Raw genomic sequence first — 15,476 nt, forward strand, 5'->3', positions numbered from 1 at the left:
TGGACAGACGTGGGCCTTACTCGAACTTCGTAAAATCCGGCTTGCGCTTCTGGAAGAAGGCAGCAAACGCCTCTTTCGCCTCCGGCGCCACCAGCATCCTGCGGAACACCGCGCCCTCGTCGGCCATCTGCTTTTCCACCACCGCCACATCGCCCGCCTTCATCAGCCGCTTGGTCTCGCGCAGTGACGACGCCGGCAGGGCCGCCAGCTTGAGCGCCTGCTCCAACGCAAAGTCGTGCAGCTCGGCCACCGGCAGCACCCGCGTCACCAGCCCGATCTCCAGCGCCTCCTGCGCGCTGAAGGCTTCGCCCAGCAGCAGCTTCTCGGCCGCGCGCTGGTAGCCGACCAGCCGCGGCAGCAGCAGGCTCGAGGCGGCCTCCGGGCACAGGCCCAGCTGCACGAACGGCAGCGACAACTTGGCCGTATCGGACGCATAGACCAGGTCGCAATGCAGCAGCATGGTGGTGCCCACCCCGACCGCGGCACCGCTGACGGCTGCCACGATCGGCTTGGTGGCGTGGCTGATCTGGTAGAGGAACTGGAACACCGGCGCCTGCTCCGCGCCTTCGCCGGCGGTGGGCGGGCGCTGCATGAAGTCTTCCAGGTCGTTGCCGGCGGTAAAGATCTCGGGCTTGCCGCGCAGCAGGATGGCGCGCACGTTGCGGTCGGTCTCGGCCACGCGCAGCGCGTCGGCCATGGCCTGGTACATCGCCGCGGTGATGGCGTTTTTCTTGTCGATGCGGTCGAACTCGATGGTCAGGATGCCCTGCTCGATGCCGGTGCGGATGCTCATGGTGTCCTCGTCTGTGGATGCATTGCTGGGTTTATTCAAAAGGCGGCGGCGATTCGGAAAGATAGCTCAGCCCGAACGCGCGCGCGCCGACATTCAGCGCCACCGTCAGGCTCATCGGCGCCAGCATCAGTGCCACGCCCTGTCCGCGCGCGGTGCGCTCCAGCGACTGGAACGCCGGCATCGCGCGCACGTCATCGAGCGGGCCGGCATAGCAGACCGAGATCGCCGGCACCATCAGGTCGCCGCCGCGGATGCACTGCTCGGCATGCTGCAGCACGCGGCGCGCACCCTCCTCGGAGCCGCGCGCCCTGGCAATGGCCTCGGTGTGCCCGCGGTGCATGCGCACCACCGGGCGGATATTGAAGGCGCTGCCCATCACATAGCGCCCCCAGGTAATGCTGCCCTCGCCCTTCTGGCGCGCGCGCGTGTACATGTAGAGCAGCTCGTCGGGCACCAGGAACATATGGGCGGCATCGCGCAGGCGCGTCTCGACCGCTTCCCGCACCGCCTGCGGGCTGGCGCCGGCGGCGGCCATGCGCGCGGCTTCGCGCACGATCAGCGCCTGGCCCGGCCCGATCGCGCCGGTGTCGACCACGGTCAGGTCGAACAGGCCCGTGCGCCCGGCTTCCTTGCGCAGGCGCACGCTGCGCGCCACGGTGCCGATCACCGCGCCGGTGGCATGCGCATACAGCTTGCTGCGCGAACTGGCAATGGTGAACAGGATGGCGCGGTCGCAGTGGGCCACCACGTTGCGCAGCAGGTGTTCTTCCAGCTCGCGCTCGAGCAGCGGGATCGATTCGGCGTAGTGGTCCTGGCGGCCGATCAGGTATTGCTGGTAGAGCGTGGGCAGCGCGTCTTCATCGCGCGTATCGGCGACAAAGTGTTCGCCCGCGCGGATGCGGAACGGAATCGTGTGGACCTTCAGCTGGGCCATGACGTCGCGCGGCAGATCGCACGCGGCATCGGCCAGGATGGCTGTCTCCTGCATATTATTGTCTCCTCCCTACCTGGTGACCCGCGTCGCGGGCGGCAGCCCCCGGTTACTGCTTTCTTCACCTGATGCAGAAGGGCGGGACAGTCCCGAGGGACCGTCCCGCAGGCGCGTTCAGACGCGCTCGAAGATACCTGCGGCGCCCATGCCCGTGCCAACGCACATGGTCACCATGCCGTACTTCAGGTTATGGCGGCGCAGCGCGTGCACCACCGTGGCCGAACGGATCGCACCGGTCGCACCGAGCGGGTGGCCCAGCGCAATCGCGCCGCCCATGCGGTTGACCTTGGCCGGATCCAGTTGCAGATCGCGCATCACCGCCAGCGACTGCGCGGCAAAGGCCTCGTTCAGTTCGATCCAGTCGAGCTGGTCCTGGGTCAGGCCCGCGGCCTTCAGCGCCGCCGGAATCGCTTCCTTGGGGCCGATGCCCATGATCTCGGGCGGCACGCCGCGCACCGCGAACGAGACGAAGCGCGCCAGCGGCACCAGGTTGAACTGCTTGAGGATCTTTTCCGAGACCAGGATCAGCGCGCCGGCGCCGTCGGAGGTCTGCGAGCTGTTGCCGGCGGTGACGCTGCCCTTGTTGGCAAACACCGGGCGCAGCTTGCCCAGGCCTTCCAGCGAGGTCTCCGGGCGCGGGCCTTCGTCCAGCGAGATCGTGCGCGACTTCACGTTCACCTGGCCGCTGGCGAGGTCGGGGAAGCGCTCGACGATCTCGATCGGCGTGATCTCGTCCTTGAACTCGCCGGCCTGCTGCGCCGCGATGGCCTTCTGGTGCGAGGCCAGCGAGAACGCATCCTGGTCCTCGCGGCTGACCTGCCATTGCTGCGCCACCTTCTCGGCGGTCAGGCCCATGCCGTAGGCGATGCCCACGTTCTCGTCGCGGGTGAAGATCTCCGGCGACATCGACGGCGAGTTGCCCATCATCGGCACCATGCTCATCGATTCCACGCCGGCGGCGATCATCACGTCGGACTCGCCCACGCGGATGCGGTCGGCAGCCATCGCCACCGCGCTCACGCCCGAGGCGCAGAAGCGGTTGACGGTGATGCCGCCCACGGTATTGGGCAGGCCCGACAGCAGCGCACCGATGCGCGCCACGTTCAGGCCCTGCTGCGCCTCAGGAATCGCGCAGCCGACGATGGCGTCTTCGATCAGCTTCGGGTCCAGGTCCGGCACCTGCGCCACGGCAGCCTTCAGGATGGTTGCCAGCAGGTCGTCCGGGCGCGTGTTCTTGAACGCGCCCTTCGGGGCCTTGCCGATCGGCGAGCGGGTGGCCGCAACGATATATGCGTCTTGCAGTTGTTTCATGATGTCGGTTCCTCGCTTGCCCTGTTAGTTACGCACCGGCTTGCCGGTCTGCAGCATGCCCATGATGCGCTCCTGCGTCTTGCCGGTGCCGAGCAGGTCGACAAAGGCCTTGCGCTCCAGCGCCAGCAGCCAGTCCTCGCTCACCAGCGAGCCGGCCTCGACGTCGCCGCCGCACACCGCCTCGGCGATGCGGCTGGCGATCAGGAAGTCGTGCGCCGAGATAAAGCCGCCGTCGCGCATATTGACCAGCGATGCCTTGATGGTGGCAATGCTCGAGCGGCCGGCCACCGGGACCAGCGTCGGCAGCGGCGCGCGGTAGCCGGCGCTGGCCAGCGCGCGCACTTCGTTCTGCGCCACGTACAGCAGCTCGTGCACGTTGAAGACGATCTTGTCGGACGGCTGCAGGTAGCCCATCTGGCGCGCTTCCAGCGCCGAGGCCGAGACCTTGGCCATGGCCGCGCTCTGGAAGCGGCTGGTCAGGAACTGCAGGATGTTGGTGCTGCCCGCGGCCTGCGCCGCGCGCGCGGCCGCCAGCGCGGCTTCCTTCAGGCCGCCGCCGGCCGGCACCAGGCCCACGCCCACTTCGACCAGGCCGATATACGTCTCCAGCGCGGCCACGCGCGAAGCCGAATGCAGCATCAGCTCGCAGCCGCCGCCCAGCGCAATGCCGGACGCCGCGGACACCACCGGCACCGAGGCGTACTTCACGCGCATCATGCCGTCCTGGAACTTCTTCACGAACGGTTCGATGCCCTTGGCGCCGCCCATCATGAAGGCGGGCATGGCCGCTTCCAGGTTGGCGCCGGCGGAGAACGGGCCACCCGGTGCGCCCAGCTGCAGCGAAGTCGGCTGCCACACCACCAGCCCCTTGTAGCCGGTTTCGGCCAGGTCGATGGCGCGGGTCAGGCCGTCGATCACGTCCGGCCCGATGGTGTTCATCTTGCTCTTGAACGAGACCACCAGCACGTCGTCCTGGCCTTCGCTCACCCAGATGCGCACGGCGTCGTTCTCTTCGACGGTGCGGCCGGCCTTGCGCGGATCGGCCGCGGCAGTGCCCTTGATCGCGGCACGGAATGCCTGGCGCTGGTACACCGGCAGCTTGCTGCGCGCGACGAAGGACTGCGTCGCCGGCGACCACGAACCGGCAGCGGCGTGCACGCCCTGGTTCTCTGCCACCGGGCCCTCGAATACCCATGCCGGCAGCGGCGCGGCCGACAGCGCCTTGCCGGCTTCCACGTCTTCCTTGACCCACTCGGCCACCTGCTTCCAGCCGGCCGACTGCCAGTCTTCGAACGGACCCGAGTTCCAGCCGAAGCCCCAGCGGATCGCCAGGTCGATGTCGGCGGCGGAGCCTGCGATCTGCTCCAGGTAGACGGCGATGTAGTGGAACACGTCGCGGAACACCGCCCACAGGAACTGCGCCTGCGGGTTGGTCGACTCGCGCAGCAGCTTGATGCGCTCGGCCGCATCCTTCTTCAGCATGCGCACCACAATCTCGTCGGCCTTCTTGCCGGCATCGACGTACTGGCCGGTCTTGGCGTCGAGCACCTTGATGGCCTTGCCTTCCTTCTTGTAGAAGCCGGCACCGGTCTTCTGGCCCAGCGCGCCCGCGTCGACCAGGCCCTTGAGTACGGCCGGGGTCTTGTACACCGGCGCGAACGGGTCGTCGTGCAGGGTGTCCTGCATGGTCTTGATCACGTGCGCCATGGTGTCCAGGCCGACCACGTCCGCGGTGCGGAAGGTGGCGGACTTGGCGCGGCCCAGCTTGGAGCCGGTCAGGTCATCGACCACGTCGAACGGGATGCCGAACTTCTCGGCTTCGGCAAACACGGCCAGGATCGAGAAGATGCCGACGCGGTTGGCGATGAAGTTGGGCGTGTCCTTGGCGCGTACCACGCCCTTGCCGAGCGTGGTGGTCAGGAAGGCTTCCAGCTGGTCGAGGATCTGCGGCTGCGTGGTCGCGGTCGGGATCAGTTCCACCAGGTGCATGTAGCGCGGCGGGTTGAAGAAGTGCACGCCGCAGAAGCGCGACTTCAGGTCCGCATCAAACCCGTCGGACAGCGCTGTGATCGACAGGCCCGAGGTGTTGGTCGCGAAGATCGCGTGCGAGGCCAGGTGCGGCGCGACCTTCTTGTACAGGTCGTGCTTCCAGTCCATGCGCTCGGCGATCGCCTCGATCACCAGGTCGCATTCCTTGAGCAGCGCGATGTCGTCCTCGTAGTTGGCCGCCTGGATCAGGCCGGCCTCTTCCTTGATGCCCAGCGGCGCGGGCGAGAGCTTCTTCAGGTTCTCGATGGCGCGCAGCGCGATGCCGTTCTTGGGGCCTTCCTTGGCGGGAAGGTCGAACAGCACCACCGGCACGCGCGCATTGATCAGGTGGGCGGCGATCTGCGCCCCCATGACGCCGGCACCCAGCACGGCGACCTTCTTGACGATGAAATTGGACATGCTCGCTCCTGGATTAGTGAGCGTTAGACAGATGCGAAGCCGTCGTTCCCGGCCGGGAACGACGGGTAGAGTCGACTCAGAACAGGTCTGCGTCCAGCGCCATCAGCGTGGCCGAACCGGCGCGCGCCTTGCGGATCTCGGCGGCGGTTTCCGGCAGCAGCTTGGCAAAGTAGAAGCGTGCCGTGGCCAGCTTGGCGGTGTAGAACTTGTCGCCGCTCGCTTCCTTCTCCAGCGCGATCTTGGCCATGCGGGCCCAGAAGTATGAGAACACCAGGTGGCCCACCACGCGCAGGTACGGCACCGCGGCAGCGCCCACCTCGTCGGCATTGCCCATCGCCTTCATGCCGATTTCCATGGTGAGCTTCTGCACCTTGTCGCCAATGTCGGCGAGCGGGTTGATGAACTCCTGCATGGCTTCGTTGGTGCCTTCGGCTTCAACGAATTCCTGCACGATCTTGCCGAAGGCCTTCATCCTGGCGCCCATGTCGCCCAGGATCTTGCGGCCCAGCAGGTCCAGCGCCTGGATGGTGTTGGTGCCTTCGTAGATCATGTTGATGCGCGCATCGCGCACATACTGCTCCATGCCCCACTCGGCGATATAGCCGTGGCCGCCGAACACCTGCATGCCCTCATTGGTGGACGTGAAGGCGTTGTCGGTCAGGAAGGCCTTGATCACCGGCGTGAGCAGCGCGACCAGGTCGCCGGCCTGCTTGCGCACGGCTTCGTCAGGGTGCGACAACTCGCGGTCGATCTGCAGCGCGGTCCAGTAGCTGAAGGCGCGGCCGCCTTCGGCGTAGGCCTTCTGCGTCAGCAGCATGCGGCGCACGTCCGGGTGCACGATGATCGGGTCGGCGGGCTTGTCCGGCGCCTTCGGGCCGGTCAGCGCGCGCATCTGCAGGCGGTCCTTGGCGTAGGCCAGCGAGTTCTGGTACGCCACTTCGGTCAGCCCCAGGCCCTGCGCGCCCACGCCCAGGCGCGCGGCGTTCATCATCACGAACATGGCGTTCAGGCCCTTGTTGGGCTCGCCCACCATCCAGCCGCGCGCGCCGTCCAGGTTCATCACGCAGGTGGCGTTGCCGTGGATGCCCATCTTGTGCTCGATCGAGCCGCACTTGATGCCGTTGCGCTCGCCCGGGTTGCCGTTGGCATCGGGGATGAACTTGGGCACCACGAACAGCGAGATGCCCTTGGTGCCGCCCGGCGCGTCCGGCAGGCGTGCCAGCACCAGGTGGATGATGTTCTCGGCCATGTCGTGCTCGCCGGCCGAGATGAAGATCTTGGTGCCCGAGATCAGGTAGGAACCGTCGGCCTGCGGCTCTGCCTTGGAACGCAGGATGCCGAGGTCGGTGCCGCAGTGCGGCTCGGTCAGGCACATGGTGCCGGTCCACACGCCGGAGACCAGCTTGGGCAGGTAGGTCTGCTGCAGTTCTGGCGTGCCGTGCGCGTGCAGCGCCTCGTACGCGCCGTGCGACAGGCCCGGGTACATGGTCCAGGCCTGGCCGGCCGAGTTCAGCATCTCGTAGACCACATTGTTGATCACGATCGGCAGGCCCTGGCCGCCGAACTCGGGATCGCACGCCAGCGCCGGCCAGCCGGCCTCGACATACTGCTGATAGGCCTCCTTGAAGCCGGTGGGAGCCTTGACCACGCCGTCGCCGACGTAGGTGCAGCCTTCGCGGTCGCCCACCTGGTTGAGCGGGAACACCACGTCCGAGCAGAACTTGCCGGCTTCCTCGATAACCTGGTTGATGGTGTCCGCGTCGATGTCCGCGTGCGGCGGCATCGCCTTGAGTTCGGCTTCGGCGCCGAGCAGTTCATGGAGCACGAACTGCATGTCGCGCAACGGTGCGGTGTACTGGCCCATCTGAGACTCCTTGGAGTTGTGCGATGCCGCCACGCCGCCCGTCCCGCTTGCGCGATACGGTCCGACCGGGGCGACCTCAGGTACGGTAAGACTGAATCAGCTTGTTGAGCGCGACCATGGCAAGCTCGGCACTGTCAGGCAGGCGCAGGAAACGGGCGTCATGATGCAAGCCTAGTTCAAGGCTGTACATCTCGAACAGCATCAGGCGCGGATCGCAGTCCGCGCGCAGGTGCCCTTCCTCCCGCGCCTGGTTGATGGCGCGCGTGAGCGCTGCCCGCCAGATGGTGACGCTCTTGACCAGCTCGTCACGCACCAGGCTGCCGGCACGGTCGTCGTACTCCACGGCGCCGCTGATGTAGATGCATCCAGTCGTCACTTCCTGGATGCGCTTCTCCATCCAGCGCCGCACCATCGACCATAGCCGGGGCAGGCCGCGCGGCTCCTGCAGCGAGGGATAGAACACCTCCTGCTCGAACCGGCGGTGATACTCCCGCACCACCTCCACCTGCAGGTCTTCGCGCGAACCGAAATGCGCGAAGACACCGCTCTTGCTCATCTGCATGCGTTCCGCGAGCAGCCCGATGGTCAGACCTTCGAGCCCGTCGCGGGACGACAATTCCAGTGCGGCATCCAGAATCGCCACGCGCGTCATTTCACCCTTGCGCATTGGCGCGGGGGAGGCGGCGGCGGATTCGAGACGGGCTGACTGGTGTCGCATGTTTTTTCTCCGTTCTGCGGGGCCCTGCTGCGGCCCCGCGTATGACCCTGACGTTGCATTATTTGCTTGCGGCCGAACCGGCGGATTTGCCGGTGCATACCGCGAATGCACGCAGTCTAAGCCAAAAAAGAACGGTCGTTCAGATTATTCTGGCGCAGCAGCCGACCATCAAGCTTTTAATTAGACCGCTGTTTCTAAACGGACTGCAATGCAGCATGTCCGTCATGTCGGTCATGGCTTGCGCCGCGACCGGTTGCAGCGAGCGCCCTGCCGCATGGCAGCAAACGCACACCGCGTTCGCGGCTGTCGTTCAGTAGCGCCCCGCGACACCGGCAATGACGACACCCAGGCGCAGCAGCATATAGGCCGCCCAGTTGGCCAGCCGGTGCAGCGGCGAGCGGCGCGCATGCACCTCGGGCATCACGCGCACGCTGCGGTGCGCAATGGCGTGTTCCAGCGCGGTGCGCAGTTCAGCGGCGAAGGCCGCATCATAAACGGCGACGTTGGCTTCGCGCGCGAGCAGCAGGCTGAACGGGTCCATATTGCTCGACCCGACCGTGGCCCAGGTCTCGTCGACCACGCCCACCTTGGCGTGCAGGAAGCTCTCGGCATACTCGTAGATCTCGACGCCGGCCTCCAGCAGCGAGGCATACAGCGCATGGGTGGCGTAGTGCTGCAGCCGGTATTCGACCCGCCCCTGCAGCAGCAGCCGCACGCGCACGCCGCGCGCGCGGCAGGCCAGCAGCGCGCGCCGCATCTTGTGGCCAGGCAGGAAGTAGGCGTTGGCAAGGATCACGTCGTGGCGCGCGGCGCCCAGCGCGCGCAGGTATTCGCGCTCGATGGTGCGGCGGTTGCGCAGGTTATCGCGCAGCAGCAGCGCGGCGCGTACGCCGCCCGCGGCTTCCGGGCGCGGCGGCAGGTCGGTGACCAGCGGGTAGTCGGCCACCGCGGCGGCGCGTTCGGTGCCGTGCATATCGCGCAGCGACAAGCGCCACCAGAGCCGCTCGGCGGACAGCGCGATGCCGTCCACCAGCGGGCCGCCGACCTGCACCGCGAAGTCATAGCGCGGCCCCAGGTTGGCGCCTTCGAACGGGCCGTGGTTGTGGTCGTCGATGATATTGATGCCGCCGACAAAAGCCACGCGCCGGTCGATCACCGCCAGCTTGCGGTGCAGCCGGCGCAGGTGGCGCCGCGCCAGCCGGAAGCCGCGCAGCATGCGGAATACGCGCAGTTGCACGCCGCCGGCGCGCAGCCGCGCGGCCAGCTCGGCGGGCATGTCGCCGGCGCCGAATCCGTCCACGGTCACGCGCACGGTCACGCCGCGCGCGGCGGCGCGGATCAGCGCGTCGCTGACCGCGCGGCCGACCTCGTCATTGGCATAGATGTAGGTTTCCAGCATCACCTGGAACGCGGCCTGGTCGATGGCGGCGATCAGCGCGGGGAAGAAGTCCTGGCCGCCGTGCAGCAGCCGCACCGCATTGCCGGTGGTGGGCTTGCCGCGGCGCCAGGTCCAGCGCAGCATGTGGCGGCGCGGCGCGTGGTCGCCGGCCGCTGCGGGGTCGTGCGCGCGGGTGTCGGCATGAGCGGAGTGGGAGATCCGTGACATGCCGTGATTATCGGACAGATTGCCGGGCGCAAGGCGCCGCGCGCACATTGGCAGGCGCATCTCTGCTATCGTCGAGACTGATGCTTGCCCGCGCAGCCAGCGACGGGCAAGCGACGACTGACGCCCCCACGGAACCCATTGTGAAGGTATTCGGCATTACCGGATCGTCCGGCAGCGGCAAGACCACGCTGCTGGACCAGCTCATCCCCTGTTTCGTCGCCGCCGGCCTGCGCGTGGCCGGCGTCAAGCATACCCATCACGGCTTTGACCCCGACACGCCCGGCAAGGACTCCTGGCGCATGCGCGAGGCCGGCTGCGCCAATGTCGTGCTGGTCGGCGCGCGCCACCTGACGCTGATGCGCCACTACCCGGAAGCGGTGCCCTCCCCCGAACTGGACGATGCGCTCGCCGTGCTGCCGGCCGACACCGAACTGGTGCTGGTGGAGGGCTACAAGCGCAGTGATTTTCCCAAGCTGGAGGTATATCGCCCGGCACTGGGGCGCACGCCGCTGTGGGACGAGGTGCCGGGCGTGGTGGCGGTGGCAAGCGACGACCCTGCCGCAGTGGCCGCCATGACCGCGCTGCCGGTGCTGGACCTGAACGACCCGCAGGCGGTGTTCGCCTTCATCCGCGACTATCCGGACAGCGCGCGCTGAATTCAGGCGGCCTTGCCGGCGGGCTCCGCGGGCATGGCCAGCTCGCCCCGCGGATGCCCCAGTTCCGCCACTAGCGGCACGTGATCCGAGCGCTGCGCCCAGTCGCGGCCGGTCAGCGCATGCGCGCGCTCGATCTCGTAGCCGCGCACATAGATGCGGTCGAGCTGCCACCACGGCATATGGCTGGGGAAGGTATGCAGCCGCGCACCGCGCGCGTGCGAGGCCTCGACCGCGCCCAGCGTATTGCAGATCTGCGCATCGAGCCGGTGGTTCCAGTCGTTGAAGTCGCCGGCGATCACCAGCGGCATGCCCGCGGGCACCACGTTGCGCACACGCTCCACCAGGGCCTCGGCCTGGCGCACGCGGCTGCGCGCGAACAGGCCGAAATGCACGCAGATCAGGTGGGTTTCCACCCCGTGCACATCCGCCACCGCATGCAGCAGCCCGCGCTGCTCGAAGCGGTGGTCGGAAATATCCAGGTTTTCGGACATCAGGATCGGGTGGCGCGACAGGATCGCGTTGCCGTGATGGCCGTAGTCATAGACCGCGTTGCGGCCGTAGACCGAGTGCGGATAGGCGTCAGTGGCCAGGTAGTTGAGCTGCGTATGCTCCGGATCGAACAGCGCCGCGGCCACCAGCCGGTCGTTGCGGTCCTGCACTTCCTGCAGGAAGACGATGTCCGCATCCATCGCATGCAGGCCGGCGCGCACGTTCTGGATGCGCGGGCGCCGCGAGATGCCGGTCACTCCCTTGTGGATGTTGTAGGTGACCACGCGCAGCTTCATGGCTGCGCTCCGTATACCGCCTGCCGCTCGCCAGCGCCAGCCCCGGCCGCGCGCCAGGCGAGCTGGCGGATGGCCTCGGCATTGCTGCTGGAAAAGCATTGCTGCGCCGCCTGCTCCCACGGCAGCCACTGGTATTGCAGGTGTTCGCGTGGCGCCAGCGTCACCGGCAGCGCCTCCTGCACGCGCAGCCCGAACCAGTGCTCGGTATTGCGCGTGACGCCTTCGGCGTAGCGGTGGCGCCACTGCGGGTAGATCTCGTACTGGATGGTGTGGGCCCAGTCGGTCAGCTGGTGCTCGCCGGCGATGATGCCGGTTTCCTCGGCCACTTCACGCGCGGCGGTCAGGGCCAGGGGTTCGTCCAGGGTGTCGAGGCTGCCGGTCACGGACTGCCAGAACCCCGGGCGATCGGCGCGTTCCAGCAGCAAGACTTGAAGATCTGGCGTGTAAATCACCACCAGCACGGATTCCGGGATCTTGTAGGACATGGGTCTGGGCGAAAGGACAAACCCAAGGATAGCGCAGCCGTGCCACGTTGCCACGCGAAAGCGTGGCGGCGCACGCCCGGGTCGACCCTCGGCGGCCTTCAGGCGGCGCTGCGCGCGCCATAGGTGGCACGGGGTGCCAGGTACGGCTCGTCGGCGGCAGTGCGCTGCCAGGTGTCGAACACCTGGGGCGAATCGCCGTGGCCCCAGGCCGCACGCAGCTGGTCCATCAGCGGCGCCAGCGCCTGGCGGTAGCGCTTGGAGGCGCCATGCGCGTGCGTGGCCAGGGCGTCGGCGCGGTGCCGGACCTCGCCCTGCAGCCGCGTGCGCTCCAGCGCGATTTCCTTCTCGCGCTGTCCCAGCGAGTTGTACTTCTGGATCAGGAAGCGCTGGTAATCGCCGCCATCCATGCCCTGCGCCGCCTGCGCGTTGACCTGCTCGAAACGCAGCACGATGCTGCCGGTTTCCTGCTCGATATGGGCAACCTCGGCGTCCAGGGCCTGCAGCGCCTCCTGCACACGCTGGGCGTCGCGGCGCAGTGCCTGCACCTGCGCGGCCTCGTCCTCGAACACGCGCTGCGCATCCAGGTAGGCCTGCACCACCGGCTGCGGCGCCACCACCAGCAGCGGGTCGGCGCCGTCGGCGCGCTGGCCGGCCAGCAAGGCGTCATCAGCCAGGCGCAGGTTGCCGAGCTCGTCCAGCCAGCGCCCGCGCGTCATGACCACGCCGACGGTATCCAGCGCCAGCCGGCGCAGCGCTTCGGCACGCTGCATTTCCACCGGCTCGGCCGCCGCGGCGGGCGCGGCCGACTGCACCGCATGGGCGATGTCGGGCACGCAGGCGGCCACCGTGGTGGCCACCGATTCAGACATGGCCTGCGCCGAGCGGCGCACGGCGCGGCGCAGCTCGAAGCGCGCCAGCAGCATCATCACCAGTCCGGCCACCAGCCAGGTCAGGATGGTTTGGTCATGGGCCAGCAGGAACTGGCGGATCAGGTCGATATCCAGGGTCACGAATTTCCTCCCGAGTGCCGGAAGCCTTCATTGCGAGGCCGCTCGGCAAATTACGTGTCAAAGAGAGCAGACCCCGCCGCGGCGCCCTTCGTTCCGACCGGTAACAAATCGAAACCAATGCGCGGCGCGCCTCACAGCGCAGGCGGCCAGACGTTGCGCATAAAGCAAAAAAGCCGCGCAATCGCGCGGCTTCCTTGCGGACTTCAGGCAACTCAGGCCGTCGGCTTGGGCTCCGTGGCGCGCAGGCGGATGTGCAGTTCGCGCAGTTGCTTCTCGTCGACCGAGCTCGGGGCCTGGGTCAGCAGGTCCTGGGCGCGCTGGGTCTTCGGGAAGGCGATCACGTCGCGGATCGAGTCGGCGCCGGCCATCATCGTGACGATGCGGTCCAGGCCGAAGGCCAGGCCGCCGTGCGGAGGCGCGCCGTACTGCAGCGCGTCCAGCAGGTAGCCGAACTTGGCGCGGGCTTCATCGTCATTGATGTTGAGCGCGCGGAACACCTTGCTCTGGATGTCCGAACGGAAGATCCGCACCGAGCCGCCGCCCATTTCCCAGCCGTTCAGCACCATGTCGTAGGCCTTGGCCAGGCACTTGCCCGGGTCGGTCTCCAGGTATTCCAGGTGCTCGTCCTTGGGGCTGGTGAACGGGTGGTGCATGGCCACCCAGCGCGCGTCTTCCTCGTCGTACTCGAACATCGGGAAGTCGACCACCCACAGCGGCTTCCAGGTGTCTTCGAACAGGCCGTTGGCCTTGCCGAAGTCAGAGTGGCCGATCTTCAGGCGCAGCGCGCCGATCGAGTCGTTGACCACCTTGGCCTTGTCGGCGCCGAAGAAGATGATGTCGCCGTCCTGAGCGCCGGTGCGCTTGAGGATCTCGGCAATGGCGGCGTCGTGCAGGTTCTTGACGATCGGCGATTGCAGGCCGTCGCGGCCCTTGGCCACTTCGTTGACCTTGATCCAGGCCAGTCCCTTGGCGCCGTAGATGCCGACGAACTGGGTGTAGGCGTCGATCTCGCCGCGCGAGATCGCACCGCCGCCCGGCACGCGCAGGCCGACCACGCGGCCGTTGTCGCTGTTGGCGGGGCTCGAGAACACCTTGAAGTCGACGTCCTTCATCACCTCGGTCAGCTCGGTGAATTCCAGCTTGACGCGCAGGTCAGGCTTGTCCGAGCCGAAGCGGGCCATGGCCTCGCGGAACTCCATCACCGGGAACCTGGCGTCCAGGTCGACGTCGATGGCGTTCTTGAACACCGTGCGCATCATGTCCTCGAACAGGTCGCGGATCTCCTGCTCGGTCAGGAACGAGGTCTCGCAGTCGATCTGCGTGAATTCCGGCTGGCGGTCGGCACGCAGGTCTTCGTCGCGGAAGCACTTGGTGATCTGGTAGTAGCGGTCGAAGCCGGAGACCATCAGCATCTGCTTGAAGATCTGCGGCGACTGCGGCAGCGCGAAGAAATGGCCCGGGTTGACCCGCGACGGCACCAGGTAGTCGCGCGCGCCTTCGGGCGTGCTCTTGCCCAGCATCGGGGTCTCGATGTCGATAAAGCCCTGCGCATCGAGGAACTTGCGCACTTCCATCGCCACCTTGTAGCGCAGGCGCAGGTTGTACTGCATCTGCGGGCGGCGCAGGTCCAGCACGCGGTGCGTCAGGCGTGTGGTTTCCGACAGGTTGTCGTCGTCGAGCTGGAACGGGGGCGTGACCGACGGGTTCAGCACGGTCAGTTCATGGCACAGCACCTCGATCTTGCCCGAGGTCAGGTTGGCGTTCTCGGTGCCGGCCGGGCGCGGACGGACCTTGCCGGTGACGCGGATGCAGAACTCATTGCGGATCTCTTCGGCGGCCTTGAACATCTCGGGGCGGTCCGGGTCGCACACCACCTGCACCAGGCCTTCGCGGTCGCGCAGGTCGATGAAGATCACGCCGCCATGGTCGCGGCGGCGCTGGACCCAGCCGGTCAGGGCCACTTCCTGGCCCGAGAATTGTTCGGTCACCAGACCGCAGTAGTGAGTACGCATGGAGGACATAAGGAGATTCCCGGTAAAACGCGGCCGCCCGAAGCACATCGGGCGGCCCGTGATCAGATTGGATGCTTAAGGATCGGTCGTCTCGACCGTTTCCTCGCTGCTGGCCCTGCCGGCCGGATTGGTCGGGGCTGCCGGCCGGGACATGCTGCCGTTCTTGCGCGGCAATTCCGCCGGTGCCACCACGCCCATCGAGACGATGTACTTGAGCGCGGCGTCGACGGTCATGTCGAGTTCGATGGTGTCGGCCTTGGGCATCATCAGGAAGAAGCCCGAGGTCGGATTCGGCGTGGTCGGCACGTAGACGCTGACGTATTCGCCCTGCAGGTGGTTCTGCACGTCGCCGCCGGGGCGCCCGGTCAGGAAGGCGATGGTCCACGAGCCCTCGCGCGGGTACTGCACCAGCAGCGCCTTGCGGAAGGCGTTGCCCGAGGACGACAGCAGCGTGTCCGAGACCTGCTTGACGCTGGTGTAGATCGGGCCCACCACCGGGATATGGCCCAGCAGCGCTTCCCACCAGCGCACCAGGCGCTGGCCGATGAAGTTATGCGCCAGCAGGCCGACCAGCAGGATGACCAGCAGCGTGAGGATGGCGCCCAGGCCCGTCACGCGCTTGCCGAACATCAGCCGGTCCGGGCGCCAGGCCTCGGGCAGCAGCGCCAGGCTCTGGTCCATCGTGCCGATGATCAGGCTGAGCACCCACAGCGTGATGCCCAGCGGCACCAGCACCAGCAGCCCGGTCAGGAACCAGGTTTTCAGGGCGGAAGTCTTCTTGGCAACCACGGGGCGGG

14 protein-coding genes are annotated in these 15,476 nt (G+C 67.3%); 2 read left to right on the forward strand and 12 right to left on the reverse strand.

From position 1 onward, the window contains the following. Positions 1-16 precede the first annotated feature (16 nt). From AC3WRR_RS14840 to AC3WRR_RS14865, 6 genes are all read right to left on the reverse strand, one after another. Positions 17-793, reverse strand: a complete 777-nt coding sequence (locus tag AC3WRR_RS14840) for an enoyl-CoA hydratase (RefSeq protein ID WP_492297326.1) — start codon at positions 791-793, stop codon at positions 17-19. Between the two features lie 31 nt (positions 794-824). Continuing rightward, complete coding sequence (locus AC3WRR_RS14845; protein ID WP_454749230.1) at positions 825-1,781, reverse strand: DegV family protein; 957 nt, start codon at positions 1,779-1,781, stop codon at positions 825-827. Positions 1,782-1,898: 117 nt separating this feature from the next. Further along, complete coding sequence (locus AC3WRR_RS14850; RefSeq protein WP_037025321.1) at positions 1,899-3,098, reverse strand: acetyl-CoA C-acyltransferase; 1,200 nt, start codon at positions 3,096-3,098, stop codon at positions 1,899-1,901. 21 nt (positions 3,099-3,119) lie between these two features. After that, positions 3,120-5,543 (reverse strand): 3-hydroxyacyl-CoA dehydrogenase/enoyl-CoA hydratase family protein, encoded by a 2,424-nt coding sequence (locus tag AC3WRR_RS14855; protein ID WP_492297328.1) that lies wholly within the window; start codon positions 5,541-5,543, stop codon positions 3,120-3,122. Between the two features lie 76 nt (positions 5,544-5,619). Beyond that, a complete protein-coding gene (locus tag AC3WRR_RS14860) occupies positions 5,620-7,407 on the reverse strand; it encodes an acyl-CoA dehydrogenase C-terminal domain-containing protein (RefSeq protein WP_316152901.1) in 1,788 nt (595 codons plus the stop codon). A gap of 76 nt (positions 7,408-7,483) precedes the next feature. Then, positions 7,484-8,074: a TetR/AcrR family transcriptional regulator gene (locus AC3WRR_RS14865; protein WP_026201385.1), complete on the reverse strand. Its 591-nt coding sequence runs from the start codon at positions 8,072-8,074 to the stop codon at positions 7,484-7,486. 92 nt (positions 8,075-8,166) lie between these two features. Between AC3WRR_RS14865 and AC3WRR_RS14870 the strand changes: the two genes are divergently transcribed. Further along, entirely contained in the window at positions 8,167-8,442 is a 276-nt protein-coding gene (locus tag AC3WRR_RS14870) for a hypothetical protein (RefSeq protein ID WP_041687143.1), read from the forward strand. Here the strand turns inward: AC3WRR_RS14870 and clsB are convergent. Continuing rightward, positions 8,436-9,779: a cardiolipin synthase ClsB gene (gene clsB / locus AC3WRR_RS14875; protein WP_492297352.1), complete on the reverse strand. Its 1,344-nt coding sequence runs from the start codon at positions 9,777-9,779 to the stop codon at positions 8,436-8,438. The genes AC3WRR_RS14870 and clsB overlap by 7 nt on opposite strands. Positions 9,780-9,871: 92 nt before the next feature. On the opposite strand from clsB, the gene mobB reads away from it, so the two are divergent. Then, positions 9,872-10,387, forward strand: a complete 516-nt coding sequence (mobB, locus tag AC3WRR_RS14880; RefSeq protein ID WP_010813932.1) for a molybdopterin-guanine dinucleotide biosynthesis protein B — start codon at positions 9,872-9,874, stop codon at positions 10,385-10,387. 2 nt (positions 10,388-10,389) lie between these two features. Here mobB and AC3WRR_RS14885 read toward each other — a convergent pair whose 3' ends face one another. The 5 genes from AC3WRR_RS14885 to AC3WRR_RS14905 form a co-directional block, all read right to left on the reverse strand. Beyond that, positions 10,390-11,172 carry an endonuclease/exonuclease/phosphatase family protein gene (locus tag AC3WRR_RS14885; protein ID WP_010813933.1) on the reverse strand — a complete coding sequence of 261 codons (783 nt, stop codon included), beginning with the start codon at positions 11,170-11,172 and terminating at the stop codon, positions 10,390-10,392. After that, a complete protein-coding gene (gene nudB, locus AC3WRR_RS14890; RefSeq protein WP_058697892.1) occupies positions 11,169-11,657 on the reverse strand; it encodes a dihydroneopterin triphosphate diphosphatase in 489 nt (162 codons plus the stop codon). The genes AC3WRR_RS14885 and nudB overlap by 4 nt, the downstream gene beginning before the upstream one ends. A gap of 98 nt (positions 11,658-11,755) precedes the next feature. Beyond that, positions 11,756-12,667, reverse strand: a complete 912-nt coding sequence (locus tag AC3WRR_RS14895; RefSeq protein ID WP_492297330.1) for a hypothetical protein — start codon at positions 12,665-12,667, stop codon at positions 11,756-11,758. Between the two features lie 212 nt (positions 12,668-12,879). After that, positions 12,880-14,688, reverse strand: coding sequence for an aspartate--tRNA ligase (gene aspS / locus AC3WRR_RS14900; RefSeq protein ID WP_011614526.1), 1,809 nt, complete (start codon positions 14,686-14,688; stop codon positions 12,880-12,882). A 66-nt stretch (positions 14,689-14,754) separates the two neighbouring features. Beyond that, positions 14,755-15,468, reverse strand: coding sequence for a DUF502 domain-containing protein (locus AC3WRR_RS14905; protein ID WP_492297332.1), 714 nt, complete (start codon positions 15,466-15,468; stop codon positions 14,755-14,757). Between the last annotated feature and the right edge of the window lie 8 nt (positions 15,469-15,476).

The sequence above is a fragment of the Cupriavidus sp. FW305-3-2-15-C-LB2 genome, assembly GCF_058787575.1.

Excerpts from the sequence above, each read along its gene's own strand:
- AC3WRR_RS14840 (WP_492297326.1), bottom strand. The coding sequence starts at position 793 with ATGAGCATCCGCACCGGCATCGAGCAGGGCATCCTGACCATCGAGTTC.
- AC3WRR_RS14845 (WP_454749230.1), bottom strand. The coding sequence starts at position 1,781 with ATGCAGGAGACAGCCATCCTGGCCGATGCCGCGTGCGATCTGCCGCGC.
- AC3WRR_RS14855 (WP_492297328.1), bottom strand. The coding sequence starts at position 5,543 with ATGTCCAATTTCATCGTCAAGAAGGTCGCCGTGCTGGGTGCCGGCGTC.
- AC3WRR_RS14860 (WP_316152901.1), bottom strand. The coding sequence starts at position 7,407 with ATGGGCCAGTACACCGCACCGTTGCGCGACATGCAGTTCGTGCTCCAT.
- AC3WRR_RS14865 (WP_026201385.1), bottom strand. The coding sequence starts at position 8,074 with ATGCGCAAGGGTGAAATGACGCGCGTGGCGATTCTGGATGCCGCACTG.
- AC3WRR_RS14870 (WP_041687143.1), top strand. The coding sequence starts at position 8,167 with ATGACCCTGACGTTGCATTATTTGCTTGCGGCCGAACCGGCGGATTTG.
- clsB (WP_492297352.1), bottom strand. The coding sequence starts at position 9,779 with ATGTGCGCGCGGCGCCTTGCGCCCGGCAATCTGTCCGATAATCACGGC.
- AC3WRR_RS14885 (WP_010813933.1), bottom strand. The coding sequence starts at position 11,172 with ATGAAGCTGCGCGTGGTCACCTACAACATCCACAAGGGAGTGACCGGC.
- nudB (WP_058697892.1), bottom strand. The coding sequence starts at position 11,657 with ATGTCCTACAAGATCCCGGAATCCGTGCTGGTGGTGATTTACACGCCA.
- aspS (WP_011614526.1), bottom strand. The coding sequence starts at position 14,688 with ATGTCCTCCATGCGTACTCACTACTGCGGTCTGGTGACCGAACAATTC.